The following is a 14012-nucleotide window of genomic DNA, read 5'->3' on the forward strand; positions in this document are numbered from 1 at the left end:
TCTCATCATCAATTTTAGAAATCCGGATCTGCATAATTTTTAGGAGGAAATATCCCCTGCACTTTATCAAATAATAAGGGTCTGAAGCTGGGCCTGGATTTAATTAAAGCATACCAATGCTTGACCCGATGACTTCTTTCCCAGGAAATATCTCCTATAAAATCTAAAACTGAAATTTGCGCAGCCGCCGCAAAATCCGCTAAAGTTATTTTCTCACCGCATAAATAATCATTTTTTTGTAAAAGGTGATCTATATAATCAATGTGATAGCTTAAGTTTTTTTTAGCTGCCCTTATAGCATTAGAATTAGGTTCACCGACTTTCGTTACCACTTTAATAAATTTTTCCGTTACTAAATATTTTGTGATTTCAGTATAAAATTTATTATCGAACCAATCACAAACACTCCTAACTATAGCTCGTTCAAGCGGAGAATCTCCGATTAAGTTTTTTTCACTCATCACTTCTTCAAAATATTCAAAGATAGCGGAATTACTGCATAAAATAACATTATCCTGTTTTACTACTACAGGCGTATCACACGCAGGATTCAGCGCTGCAAATTCAGCTCTCCTTTCCCAATATTTTTCCGCAATCAACTCAAATTCCACCCTTTTCTCATTAAGCACAATTCTTAATTTTCTTGAAAACGGACAAATAGGATGGTGATAAATTTCTAGCATATATTTTTTTATACTGAGTATAGCTCTTTCGGTAATTTAAATTTCACGTTTTCTTCTACTCCTTCCATAATCTCTATCTTTAGCTTAAATAATTTGTTCAATTTATCCAATACTTTTTCAAGCAATATTTCAGGCGCAGAAGCACCTGCTGTAATACCTATCTTATTTGCTTCTGAAAACCACTCAACATTAATATCATCTGCCCCGTCAATAAGATAAGATGTTATTCCCATCTCTTCACCCAAGTCCCTTAATCTATTAGAATTTGAACTGTTTTTAGCACCGATTACCAATATTATATCTACACTCTTAGCCAAATTTTTTACCGCATCCTGGCGGTTCTGCGTAGCATAGCATATATCTTTTAACTCAGGTCCTTCAATATTAGGAAATTTTTTCTTTAAAGCCGCAATTATTGCTCTTGTATCATCTACACTTAAGGTAGTTTGAGTTACATAAGCAAGTTTATCAGGGTTGTTAACCTTTATATTTTCTACATCCTCAAGCTTTTGGATTAGTATAACTTCGTCTTTTACTCTTCCGCTGGTACCCTCAACTTCAGGGTGACCTTTATGTCCGATTAAAATAATCTGATGTCCTTCCGATTCATGTCGTTGAGCTTCTTTATGAACCTTTTTAACCAGTGGGCATGTTGCATCAATTGTAGGCAAATCACGCTTTGCGGCTTCTTCTTCAACTTTTTCCGAAACACCATGTGCGGAAAATACGGTTAGCGCACCGGGAGGTATTAAATCCACTTCATCAACAAAAACCGCTCCCTTGGCTTTTAAGTCCTCAACCACATATTTATTATGAACGATTTCATGACGAACATACACCGGAGCGCCATATTTTTGTAAGGCTTTTTCAACGATATCTATCGCCCTCTCCACTCCAGCACAAAAACCTCTAGGTCTGGCCAAAACAACTTTTATTTCACGCTCATTCACTATAGCAACTTCTTATATTTTTATATATTCAAAGCTTATGATAAGCCAAAACTCAGGTTTTTTCCAGAGCTATTACAAAATATATAATTTCTGTAATTTAACTAACAGTCTTCCATTTATAAAAAAATAACTTCACCAAACTGTTATTAAAAAATACTATAGTATTAGGGGAGAATTCACATATAACTCTTCATTACTTTTTAAATATATACATAAATATTATGATTAATGATAAAGACTTCTTCACCGCATATGATAATGTGTTAGCTCAAATGGAAAAATGGGTAAACGGCAGTAAAATCTTTCTATTTAATGTTCATTTATCTCTGATGTATGCGCCTTACAACCATTTACTTTATAACAATATTAAATCCTTTAAAGATATTATAACCGGGCTGGAAAAGATTTTAATAAGTTTTAAAGGAGTTCATGAACCTTTAGTAAAGTGTAAATTTAGTGAGAATATATATTTGTATGATTGCTATAAGCAGCAAATTGACGCACTCAATCTACTCATTTCAGAGCATAAAATATTATTAAATAAGCATGAGGTTATAAAAAACAACTTAGAAAATTATAAATCAGCTGAAGCTGAAGGAATTGTTCTTAACATAGGTAACGCCCATGATGATCAGCAAAATGAGTTCTTATCAGTCATTTTTGTATCAGGCTTTGAGCCTTTAGATTAATTAACAATATGCAGCTCATTAATTTTAATTTTGTTTCTTTGTAAAAATCTATTTTCTAATGAAGGGCAATTAGTTACTAATTTTATATGGCTTAAGTTAGCAAGGGTAGTAATTATAGCATAATTCAGTTTTTTGCCTATGTATGTGCTATTATTATAAGGTATTTTAAGCCCTGCCTTAGCCGAAGGACTTTTAGGTACCGCATATCCTAATTCCGTTACTTTGAAAGCTTCATTTTTATAGCTTATATTGTATTTACAATCCCTATCCACACAGTCACAAGGTAAATCTTTTAACACTGCTTTACTAAAATGAGCTTCCCTACGGGGAGCCTTTGCCTGCTTATCCGGAACTCCGAAGGGCTTTACTTTTACAATGCTGCCGTCCTTGTGTATATAAATATCGATGGGTACAATATTCTTGTGATCGGCATCAGCAGTAGTTGTGCCGTCTTTGAGCCAAAATATTTTATCGTTTTTAAGAATATGCAATGGCTTTCTTTGATGCTCAAATCCTTGCTTCAATAATAATTCATGTAGCTCAGTGGCATTTAAACCTGATAATCTTAACTTCTTGGCTGCATGCCCGCGTTTATTAACTTTATATTCTTCAATTGCTTTCATAAGCTCAGGATCTTGCTTAATAAAGTTTGCATCCCAAATATTATCTGCGGTTCCGATATCTTTAGCAATTGAGTTATAGGTATTAATTACTATATTATATATAAGCGAGTCTTTTTCAATTTGAGAAAGATCTTCATTTATACAAAATGCTTGAGTATCATCTAATGCATAGCATCTTAAAGCTAAAGAAGCATAAAGTATAAAAATAATAGCTTTGCTTATTAGCTTTCTGCTTTTTAAGGGCATAATGTTGTCTACAGAGTAATTAATTTACTTTAAAATAATATTAATATAACTTAATGGTCAACTTTAATTTTAAGCTATATTAATTAATTTCATTTAAAACTATTTTTAATAAATTAATTTTATAAGTTTTTTAGTAAAAATGTATGCAGGCTAATTTATTTCAAAAGCTCATAATTAATTTTTATATCATAACGCTTTTTAGCGTCAGCAATATACTCCTTAATGAAAATATCTTGTTGTGTCTGCGCAAATAATGCTTGAGTTTCAAATTTATGTTTATCTAATAATTGTTTGTTAGGTTTGTTTATCTTAATAAGCTTTGCTATCAGATATTTATTATCAAGCCTATAAGCAGCGGTAGTTTGCTTTAATTGCGTCTGGTAAATATGATCAACCAGTTCGTTAGGTAATGATTCGGTATTATCCCTATTTATTTTTAGCTTTTTCAAAGTAACAAGTTTTTGTATATCGTTTGGTATAGGTTTATTATTCTTTAAAAGTTCGGCTAAATTTTTCGAGCTGTCTTCAAGTAATATATCCTTTTGTTCGTTAGCCCAAAACTTCATTAGCTTATCTTTTACTTCTTCCTTAGCTTTAAATCGTTTATGATTTATTTTCTCTGTCTTAAGTACAAAGAATATACCGTCATCATAAGGAGTAACCATTGAAGTAGTATTTAAATCAGTAGAAAAAGCAGTAGTTCTAAATGCCGGGGAATCTTCCAAGTTTTTAGAAAATTTAGTATTAGGTTGCTCGGCTAATTTTGTGTGAAATAATTTATAATTACGCTCCTTAGCAATCTCTTCAATCGTTTTGTTATTAACTATTTCAATATCTATACGTTGAGCAAGTGTCGAAAGTCTTTCGAATAACTTTTCTTCTATAAGCTGAGTTTTAAGGGTAGGTTTTGCTTCTTCAAAAGTTAACTCTTTTTGAGGAATAATTTTATTTATTTCGAATAAATGGATTCCCATCGGTGATTGAATAGGCATGGAAATCTTACCTTCTGAGGTAGTGAAAATTGCATCTCCTATTTCTTTATCAAATCCTTCTCTGGTTAATGTTCCGATTGAAGTTTCCTGGTTAATAGCTTTTAAAGTTTTACCGACGGCAGCCAATTTTTCACCGCTTTCAATCCGTTTCTTAGCTTCTAAAGCTGCATCCATATCTTTAAAAATCAATTGTGATATGGTGCGTTTTTCAGGTTGAGTAAATAAAAATATTTTTGATTTATATTGAGCTTCCAACTCTTGATCAGACAACTCCACTTTTTGTTCGATATCTTTGATGTTGAAAGTAAAATAACTAACTTCTCTGGCTTCAGGAGTAGAAAACTCATTTTGATTCTTATCGAATATTTCTTGCAATTCCTCCTCTGAAGGCTGCTTAGATAAGGTGATTTTATTACCGTCAATCTCATAAAGCTCTATTTCTCTTTCAGAATTAGCTATTAAGTTAACTTGTTCAATGAATTGCGGAGAAGGTAAGTTAAAAGACATAAAAGGTTGTACGAGATTATTAACTGCAACATCTTCTTTTAATGTGTTAATGAATTTATCTTCAGTAATACCCATACTACGTAAAGTATTATCGAAAATTTCTTTATTAAATTTACCGGTTCCATCTTGGAAACTCGGGTGAGAAGCAATATCGTACTTTACCATCTCATCACTAACTAGAATCCCTAATCTTTTTGCTTCTTGGGAAAGCACTGATTTATTAATAAGCTGTTCTAATAAATTTTTAAAAAACTCGGAATCCTTTAAATCTTCTTCAGTAAGTTGCTGTCCGTAGGTTTGGCTTAAATGCTGTATTTGCTTGGAAACTGTGTCTTTCCACATGGATTGGGTGAATTCCTGATTACCTACTTTAAACACATAGGGTTCATTACTTCCTCCTCCTAACATATCTCCGACACCCCATAAAATAAATGTAAGAGCAAGCAGAATCATTAGTGCCTTAATTGCCGCACTTTGTAAACTATTTCTTAAAAAACTAAGCATACTATATATAAAAAAATTAACAGCGCATATCTGTTAATACACGCTGTTATAACTTCGATCAAGTAATTTTGTTTACTTAGAAAATTTTACTTCAACTTTTGGAAGCGCCTTATCTAATTCAGTTAAAATGCTTGCTGTAATATCTAAGTTCTCATTGCTGTATACAGTACTCAACTTAAATAGAACTAAACTGTAATTATCTTGTTTTGCTTTACGCTGAATAATTTCATTGATGGTTTTCTCAACCTGAGACATTGCATCGGCATAAGCTTTTTCTATCTTCATTCTTTCTTCATAGCCTTTCTTTTGAAAGTTTTCAGCTTCTCTGCTAAATTTTTCGCTTTCCTGGTCGAAAGCTTCTTTAGAAAGTTTTCTTTTATTACTTTCAAGTTCATTGAATTTTTTCTTTAATTCTTTTTCCTTGTTAGTTGCTTCCTTTTTAAAGCTCTCGGATTTCTTATTTACCTGCTCCTTAATACTTTTAAAAGCCTTTGATTCTTCAACCATCTTTTGAGAATCAACTACGGCAATTCTGTTACCTTCAAAGTTATCTGATTTAGCAGAAGCTAAATTCGGCAAAAAGCTTAAAGTAGTGATCAGCGGAAGGGTGATAATAAATTGTTTGATATTCAGTCTCATATATTTCTCCAAAAAATTAATTAAAAACGCGTACCGAAAGAGATCCTAAATGACTTTTTCTCATCATAAGATTTCTTTCTAAACGGTATACCATAATCTATTCTAATATTTCCTAATGCGGAATTCCACTTAATTCCGACACCGGCAGAAGCTCTTAAGGAATGATCATTATAAAACCCTTCTTTATCTTTCTGTTTTTGACCAGGATCAAAAAGCGCTCCGAAATCAGTAAATGCTACCCCTCTAACCCCAAGCTCTGAACTTAAACCTACCGGGAAAGTGAGCTCTAAAGAACCCGTATAAAAAGTTTTACCCCCCAGTGCCTCTTTCTTTTCTTTAGTTCTCGGACCTATACCTGCACTGTCGAAACCGCGTATGTCATCACTGCCTAAAAAAGTCCTGTCATTAATTCTCACCGGCTTACCTTTAAGTCCGGTAATGTTTCCGGCCTTAGCTACAAAGCTAAGGATTACATCCCTTTTATAAACCGGATAATAAGCAGCACCGACCAGCTTGTGGTCAATATAATAAGTTTGTCCACCCAAACCGGCTAAGTCCTGGTTGAATTTTAACAAATATCCTTTGGTTGGGTCTATCCTATCATCTAATTTATCATAAGTTAAACTATGGCCTATAGAAGAAACAGTATTTTTGCCTTCTTGCTCTTTAATATAAATAGAAGCATCAGAGGGAATATTACTGATTCTTTCTCTTTTAGCGGAATATCTGACTCCGTGATATAAATGTTCGGTAAGTTCATAACCGGCACGGAGCACAAAACCTACGCTTTTACTATCATAGGAACTTTCATGCGCTCTATTTTTACTATTTGAAAAAAGATCAAAGCCGACTGAAAGAGGGTAATCTAAAAACTGTGGCTCAGTAAAGCTGAAACTTACATCAGCTGCTTTTTTAGCTCTGGTCAACTCAATCCCGACCTCTTGCCCCTTTCCTAAAAAGTTGGATTCGGTCAAAGCGATCGAGCCTAAAGGGCCGCTGGAAGTGTTATACCCTGCTGCAAAGTTTAATGACCCGGTTGAAGTTTCCTGTACCTCAACGTCGATATCCACTTTATCAGGTTCATCAGTTTTGGAATTCTTAAATTCAACGGAATTAAAAAACCCTAAATTTTTAATTCTTTGCTTAGATCTAAATACTTTTGTAGTGTTATAAGGATCGCCTTCCGCAAGCTTGAACTCTCTTCTGATTACATGATCCAATGTTCTGGTATTATTTTTAATATTTATCCGATTAACATATATTTTATACGTTTCATTAATTGTGAATGTTATATCTAAGGCTTTGTTTTCGGGATCTTTTTCTATAGAATCTTCAACGTCTACAAATGCATAACCCAGGTCACCAAGGTGGTCGGTAATTTTTTCAATACTGTTTTCAACCTGATTAATGCTATATAAATCCCCTGACTTAAATTCGAGTAAGCTATAGAGTTTATCTATATCAATATTCGGAATTTTGCTTTCTATTTTTATATTCCTTACATTGTAAGCAGGGCCTTCATGTACTACAAAACTTAATACAAATGAGTCTTTGTTAGGTGTAAGCTCTGCGGTTGCCGAGCGCACTTCAAAATCTGCAAAGCCTTCCGCCAGATAAAATCTTTTTAAAAACTCCTGGTCAATATTTAATTTATCACCATCATACACATCACTTGATGAGAAGAATTGATACCACCTTGATTCTTTTGAAAGAATGACACTGCTAAGTTTTTGATCAGTAAAGACATGGTTGCCGACAAAGTTAATTTTTTTTATCTTGGCAACGCTGCCTTCATTAATTTCATAAATTATATTTGCTCTATTTTGATCAAGCTTAATTAATTTCGGCTCAACACTTGCCGTATATCTACCGCGTTTTTGGTAAAGGCTTAAAATCTTTTTAACGTCTTGTTGTAGTTTGGTGTTGGAGAAAGAACTTCTTTCCACCATACTTAATTCTTTTAAAAGGTCTTTATCTTTAAGTCTTTTATTGCCTTCAAATGCCACTTTATTTATTAAAGGATTTTCTTCAACTTCCACAACCAAAATCGATTGTTGCTGATAGATTTTAATATTAGAAAAGAACCCGGTAGAGAATAAATTTTTAATAGAGCTATCAACTTTTTTCTGATTATATTGATCCCCTACTCTATTTTCTAAATAAGCTTCAACAGTTTCAGGCGATATCCTTTGATTGCCGGTAACTTTAATTTGTTTGATGCTTTCGGCTAGACTAAGGGAAGGAAATAAAGCAAAAGCAAAAAAGTTAGCTAACTGTAAAAATCTTTTCATATAAAAAAAACTAAATTGGAATTCTTAACTGGATTATATAAATATTTGCTAGATTGCAATCTTTTTTTCAATAAATAACTTTGCTATTTGCCAAGCAGAAACTTTATATCATTAAAAATCGCAAAAATCATAAGAGAGGCAAGCACAACGATTCCAATTTTAAACCCGTGAGCCTGAAGCGTTGCAGATAAAGGCTTACCTTTTAAACCTTCAATTGCATAATATAATAAATGCCCGCCGTCCAGTAAGGGCACGGGAAATAAATTTATCAGCCCTAAGTTGATTGAAATTAATGCAATGAACCATAGCACACCGCCTAAGCCGGCTTCAGCAGATTCTTTCGAATAAGAAGCTATCTTTACAGGGCCGCCTATTTCTTCACTTCCCCTTTGCCCGCTTAGAATCTGCCAAATACCCTTAAGCATAGAAGCTGATATGCTATAAGTTTGCTTTAATGATTCGTAAGCCGACTCAAACAAATTCAAACTCACATGTTCAATATCTCTGGAAGCGATCCCCAGCATCGCCATTTTAATTTTATTTCCTTTTTTATCAGCAATCTCTTTAATCTCAGGAGTAACCTTAATATTAAAAGTCCGAGAATCTCTCATAACCTCTAAATTTATAGAGCTACCGGTATTAAGGATAATATTCTCCTTAAGCTCATTAAAACTTTTAATATTCTTTCCGTCTACGGATGTAACTATATCTCCTATTTCAATACCTGCTTTTTCAGCAGCACTCCCGGTAACGACACTACCGATTTCAGGTGACATAACCGCCTTACCAAAACTAAAAAACATTCCGGTAAAAATAATAATTGCAGTCAGATAATTTGCTAAAGGACCCGCACCTACGATCATTGCTTTTTGCCATAACGGCTTAAAATAAAAAGATTTGCTTTTTTCTTCTTCCGATAACCCGTTAATCTTCTCGAAATCCGGAGCACTTGCTGGGTTAGCGTCACCGAACATTTTAACATATCCGCCCATAGGAATCAGTGAGACTTTCCATCTGGTACCATACCGATCATTCCAACCGAATAATTCTTTACCGAATCCTATGGAAAAAGTTTCCACACCTACCCCGAACTTTCTTGCAAAAAAGAAATGCCCCCCTTCATGTAGAAAAACTACAACGGAAATAGTAACTATAAACCAAAACATGGTAAGAATAATTTCAATTAAATGTTCCATTATTTTATTCCTAATATTATAACAGCTTTAGTAGATGTGAATTTTTCTATATATTATGCCATGTCTGAAAAAGTAGCAATAGTTTGGTTTAGAAATGATCTTAGGATTTTAGATAACCCTGCTCTCTTCCATGCCTATAACAATTATGATAAAGTTATTTTACTATATATATATGATGACCAACTTGGGGGAAGTTGGAAAATGGGCGGAGCTTCAAAGTGGTGGTTATATTATGCTTTATTTCACTTAAATAAAACTTTGGAACATAAAAGCTGCCGTCTGATTTTAAGAAAAGGCGATAGCTTAGAGCAGTTAAAACAAATTCTTTCCTCTACTAAAGCTCAGGAAATATTCTTTAACGGCATGTATGAACCGTATAATATTAAGCTTGAACAAGAGATAGAAATACTTTGTGATTCATTAGAAGTAACGGCAACCAGATTTCAAGGGAACTTACTACTTGAGCCGTGGGAAGCAAAAACTACTACAGGCAAAAATTTCAGTGTTTTCACTCCTTACTGGAATGCTTGTAAAAAACTGATAAATACTAAAGATCCTTTACCCGAACCGAAATTTAAACCTTATTATCCTGAGGTTGCCGACTGTAATTTAGATGACCTTAATTTACTTCCTGCCATTAATTGGGCAGACGGATTAAAAGCAACCTGGGAACCTTCAGAGAAAAAAGCTTTGGAACTGCTCGGAGAATTTATAGATAACCAATTGAGTGGTTATAGTGAACTTAGAAGCCGCCCTGATATGGTTGGTACCTCTTCTCTTTCACCTTATTTACACTTCGGGCAAATTAGTGTTAGATATTTATATAATAGTTTGAGATTTTTAAGTTATCAAAAACCCGCCCTTTCTACTCAAGTTGAAAAATACCTTTCTGAAATAGGCTGGAGAGAATTCTCTCACCATTTGTTATTTTTTTATCCTAATTTACCCGAACAAAACTTTCGGGAAAACTTTGATAAATTTCAATGGGATAATGATACGGAACTGCTGAGGGCTTGGCAGAGGGGGATGACCGGATATCCGATAGTTGATGCAGGCATGCGCCAATTAAGGAGTATAGGTTGGATGCATAATAGAGTCAGAATGATAGTTGCATCTTTTTTAACTAAAAATTTACTGATTTCCTGGCAGGAAGGAGCTAAATGGTTTTGGGATAATTTAGTTGATGCGGATCTGGCCAATAATTCCGCAAGCTGGCAGTGGGTAGCAGGCTCTGGCGCAGATGCGGCACCATATTTCAGGATATTCAACCCGGTGACCCAGGGAGAAAAATTTGATCCTAAGGGAGAATATGTGAGAAGATGGGTTCCTGAGCTTAAGAGTTTGCAAAATAATGTAATTCATCAGCCTTGGAAAAATTTTTTACCCAACAAATTTAATAATAGTATCAATTACCCGCAACCTATTGTTAAACTTGATACTTCACGCGCCAGGGCACTTGCTATTTACAAGCAAATTAAACGTTGACAAAAAAAACAAAAACACATAAATAATAATAACTTAACAAAAATAGCATCTTCTATAAAACATTAAATATTTGTTAAATTGCACATATTTAGTTGACCCAAATTATCTAAAATAGTAAAATAATCTCAATAATTAATAAAACTAATTAAAAATAATGGCTCTCGAAAGCTTAAATACTTCTTTAGAAAATATTATTTCTAAAGAAGAAGTAAGAGAAAAAACTAGTTTAGAAACCTCCCCTTCCGAAGAAGAAGTTAGGGAACAGATTAAGTTAATGCTGAAAGAAAAGCTTCAGGCGATGTATTCATCCATGCAAGAATCTAAGAGGGCTTCTGAAGAGATAAATATGGAAGGTTCGGCGTTCCATATATTTGATGCTCCGAAGAGTTCATCTATAGCTCAGCCTGTATTAGCCGAAGAAATTCCAAGCTTAAGTGAACAACAAGTAGTAACAGAGCTTCCTTTAACTAGCGATGAAGGAAATGGCATTGAAGGCTCAGCTTTTTTTGAAATTCCTGCAATTTCTGCCCTAGATGAGCTTGAAGAGTTTAAGAGTGATGCTGTTGTTATACCACGAGTAGTTGCAAGTCTAAATATTGCGCCTCAAAAAGCAAAACTGCTCTCAAGTTCAAATGAAAATCAAACAATTATTGAGCTTTCTCCAAAAGACGAATTTGAAGAAGGGTTTGTACATGTTGATGAACCAACATTTGTGGAGTTGTGCTCTACTAAATATTATGACACTATTATAAGCGGTGCAAAAACCTTATGGGCCGCAAAGTCTCACCTTCCGGTTGTAACTTCTACTGCACTCGCTCTTTATTCTAATTTCTCACTTATTACCTGTGCAGGAGTTTCTCTTTCGGTAATAGCCGGTTTAGATTATGCAATTAATGAAAATTGCGATAGAACTAAGGCCTTGCTTGGAGCTGTGGTTACTATCAGCGGCCTTGGAATCGGTGCACCGATAGCACAAAAATTGCTTGTTGCCGGGATTAGTTCAGTAGGAATCTTTGCAGTTGGTGCTTCTATATTTAACCCTGCTACTTTTGCAGGGATGGTTATAGGTGGAGCATCTACTTTCATGTTAAGTAAAACAGGTTACTGCCTTACAGCTGCATCTTGTTTAGGTCTTTCTACATACTTATCTAGTGTATTATCTACCACAGATGCACAAGACTTTGTAAAAGATGCTGTAAGAGCTGCTATTACTGATGAAATACAAGGTGAAATAGGTCGCCAAGTTGAAAATTGTAATAATCAGGTAGTATTTGGTTTCATTCCTGTCGGCAAAATGTTTAGTCCTATTACCAATTATTTAAATAAAAAAGCGTGTAATAAAGTTGAGAGCGTTGTTAATAATGCTGTTACTGATCACATTTTAAATATCGGAGAGGTTGGCCAAACCTCATCGCTTAATTATTGGAAAGGAAATGGGGATAAATTTTTAAACAGCCTTATGTTTTTCCCTAAGTGCCTTGTTGAATTTGCACCAATGGCGCTTGAATCTTGCAAAAACTATTATCAGCAAAACTTTAATTCTACCGTGATTGGCTTAGGTGGCTCAAATGCGGAATTGATGCAGCGTTAGTCAAAATAGTTATTAGTTAATTATAAATTACCAATCTATACTGTAGGTTGGTAATTTTTTTATTTACTGCATTAACTATATTTGAATAAAAAGTTGCATAAGAGCTAAATTTACCTTGAAACTTAGCTTGTTATTGTATAAAAATAATCCCATACGGTTTTGCCGCCGTAGCACAGTGGTAGTGCACTTCATTGGTAATGAAGAGGTCGCAGGTTCGATTTCTGCCGGCGGCACCAGATAAAAAGCACATCCCAAGCTTTTCATCACACTTAATAAGTCTTCTTCGTGCTACTCTAGTGCTACTTTTTACTTTAAACTTTTGAGGTTAGATAATTTAATGTTTAGTTTCTTGCTAGTAGTCAAAGGAAAGAATGAGTAATTTTTTAGCTTAATATTATAAATTGCATTCATGTTACTCATTTTTATAGTGTTATTTTAGTAACGAGATTCAGACTATAATACTTCAATTCTAATTTATGAGTGAGGATTAATTGCTTTTATGAGTAACCATGAAATTCTTTAATGCATGCTTAATCATGCCTTCGCAAAAAACATTGGCAATCTCGTCTGATGCTTCCTTATTTTCTAATAAGAATTCATATAATATTACTATTAAGGTTTCTACCTTATCTTTTTGATAGGCAATATTATTGCTATCTATTGCCTCAAGCACTATGTTTGGAGCTTTTTTGTATATTGATAAAATTATTTCAGGGTTGCTTGAAGAGGGCAAAGGGTTTTTACTATTAATATAAGTAGTATACAAGTCTATTCCCGGCATTGTTGCTCAAATCAGAATCAAGGAATACTCTCCCTTTACCCATGTGAGTTAAGTGAGTTTCACAGATTGAGGCATACCCAGGTTTGTCATTTTATTAAGTATATGACAACCAAGTTGAGTCTCAATATTTTGATTGTCCCATTTCCTAGATCTAAGCTTAGTACCTATAATGCTTTTATATCGGTAAATAGTATTCTCTATAATTGCTCTTCTACCATACTTATTTTTATTACGCCCCACATGGTAACCTTTTTCTTTAATATAGTTTATAGTATCAGACCTAGGTTGCATATAAGCTTTTTTGGTATTTTTAGGAGGTGCTATTGTAGCTTTAATACCTTTATTTTCTAATATAATATACGTATTGTTACTATCATAGCCAGTGTCAGCTAAAACCTCAATTGTCTTGTCTATATCTGCGCTTTGTATTAATGATTCTAAATATTTATGGTCATCTGTTATATGGTTGGGCTTGCGCCATACTCTTCTTTTTACTTCTCCTCAATGCTTAAAAACTAACCATTCACTTTCTCCATATACTTTGATACCAGTACTATCTATCACTAAATACCCTTCCTCAATTAGAGCCGGTAACTTTATCCTTTCAAGCAAACATTTAGCCCGCTTTGATAATCAGATAAATTCAGGAACTTCAAGCTTAAGTTTGATAAGCTCAAATATTGGCTTAACAAACCCTTCAGTTTGCCTCAACGGCAACTTAAGTAGCATGCATAATGTTACCATAGTTTCTATTGCATAATCCGAATAATAAGTTAGGCATCCTTGTTTACACATATTATCATTTACAGCATACCATAACTGCTCTATATCTCCC

General features: G+C 33.9%; 13 protein-coding genes and 1 tRNA gene. 4 read left to right on the top strand and 10 right to left on the bottom strand.

Translation table 11 applies throughout. The annotated features are described in order from the left end of the window. Positions 1–14: 14 nt before the first annotated feature. Both NF27_RS07185 and ispH read right to left on the bottom strand, forming a co-directional pair. Positions 15–683: a glutathione S-transferase family protein gene (locus NF27_RS07185; RefSeq protein WP_039457600.1), complete on the bottom strand. Its 669-nt coding sequence runs from the start codon at positions 681–683 to the stop codon at positions 15–17. An 8-nt stretch (positions 684–691) separates the two neighbouring features. Continuing rightward, on the bottom strand, positions 692–1618 hold the full coding sequence (gene ispH / locus NF27_RS07190) for a 4-hydroxy-3-methylbut-2-enyl diphosphate reductase (RefSeq protein WP_084212870.1): 927 nt from the start codon (positions 1616–1618) through the stop codon (positions 692–694). A 236-nt stretch (positions 1619–1854) separates the two neighbouring features. On the opposite strand from ispH, the gene NF27_RS07195 reads away from it, so the two are divergent. Beyond that, positions 1855–2322, top strand: coding sequence for a hypothetical protein (locus NF27_RS07195; protein ID WP_039457606.1), 468 nt, complete (start codon positions 1855–1857; stop codon positions 2320–2322). Here NF27_RS07195 and NF27_RS07200 read toward each other — a convergent pair. From NF27_RS07200 to rseP, 5 genes are all read right to left on the bottom strand, one after another. Then, complete coding sequence (locus NF27_RS07200) at positions 2319–3191, bottom strand: hypothetical protein (RefSeq protein ID WP_039457609.1); 873 nt, start codon at positions 3189–3191, stop codon at positions 2319–2321. The two genes, NF27_RS07195 and NF27_RS07200, sit on opposite strands and share 4 nt — an antisense overlap. A gap of 155 nt (positions 3192–3346) precedes the next feature. After that, the gene (locus NF27_RS07205) at positions 3347–5194 is read right to left on the bottom strand and encodes a peptidylprolyl isomerase (RefSeq protein ID WP_039457612.1); all 1848 of its coding nucleotides are present in this window, start codon (positions 5192–5194) and stop codon (positions 3347–3349) included. Between the two features lie 72 nt (positions 5195–5266). Beyond that, positions 5267–5833 carry an OmpH/Skp family outer membrane protein gene (locus tag NF27_RS07210; protein WP_039457614.1) on the bottom strand — a complete coding sequence of 189 codons (567 nt, stop codon included), beginning with the start codon at positions 5831–5833 and terminating at the stop codon, positions 5267–5269. 20 nt (positions 5834–5853) lie between these two features. Beyond that, on the bottom strand, positions 5854–8124 hold the full coding sequence (gene bamA, locus NF27_RS07215; protein WP_053332668.1) for an outer membrane protein assembly factor BamA: 2271 nt from the start codon (positions 8122–8124) through the stop codon (positions 5854–5856). A gap of 83 nt (positions 8125–8207) precedes the next feature. Continuing rightward, complete coding sequence (rseP, locus tag NF27_RS07220; RefSeq protein WP_039457616.1) at positions 8208–9320, bottom strand: RIP metalloprotease RseP; 1113 nt, start codon at positions 9318–9320, stop codon at positions 8208–8210. Positions 9321–9380: 60 nt separating this feature from the next. On the opposite strand from rseP, the gene NF27_RS12070 reads away from it, so the two are divergent. The 3 genes from NF27_RS12070 (at position 9381) to NF27_RS07235 (ending at position 12632) form a co-directional block, all read left to right on the top strand. Next, the gene (locus NF27_RS12070; RefSeq protein WP_039457619.1) at positions 9381–10805 is read left to right on the top strand and encodes a cryptochrome/photolyase family protein; all 1425 of its coding nucleotides are present in this window, start codon (positions 9381–9383) and stop codon (positions 10803–10805) included. Positions 10806–10959: 154 nt separating this feature from the next. Continuing rightward, complete coding sequence (locus NF27_RS07230) at positions 10960–12396, top strand: hypothetical protein (protein ID WP_039457621.1); 1437 nt, start codon at positions 10960–10962, stop codon at positions 12394–12396. Positions 12397–12557: 161 nt separating this feature from the next. Beyond that, a tRNA-Thr gene (locus NF27_RS07235) sits at positions 12558–12632 on the top strand. Between the two features lie 251 nt (positions 12633–12883). Here the strand turns inward: NF27_RS07235 and NF27_RS07240 are convergent. From NF27_RS07240 to NF27_RS07250, 3 genes are all read right to left on the bottom strand, one after another. Next, positions 12884–13177: a hypothetical protein gene (locus tag NF27_RS07240; protein ID WP_039457624.1), complete on the bottom strand. Its 294-nt coding sequence runs from the start codon at positions 13175–13177 to the stop codon at positions 12884–12886. A gap of 48 nt (positions 13178–13225) precedes the next feature. Then, positions 13226–13639 (bottom strand): transposase, encoded by a 414-nt coding sequence (locus tag NF27_RS11875; RefSeq protein ID WP_084212868.1) that lies wholly within the window; start codon positions 13637–13639, stop codon positions 13226–13228. Positions 13640–13810: 171 nt separating this feature from the next. Continuing rightward, positions 13811–14012, bottom strand: a 202-nt coding sequence (locus NF27_RS07250) for a transposase (RefSeq protein WP_039457627.1), incomplete at its 5' end; no start/stop codon positions are given.

It is taken from the genome of Candidatus Jidaibacter acanthamoeba (assembly GCF_000815465.1).
Lineage (GTDB): Bacteria > Pseudomonadota > Alphaproteobacteria > Rickettsiales > Midichloriaceae > Jidaibacter > Jidaibacter acanthamoebae.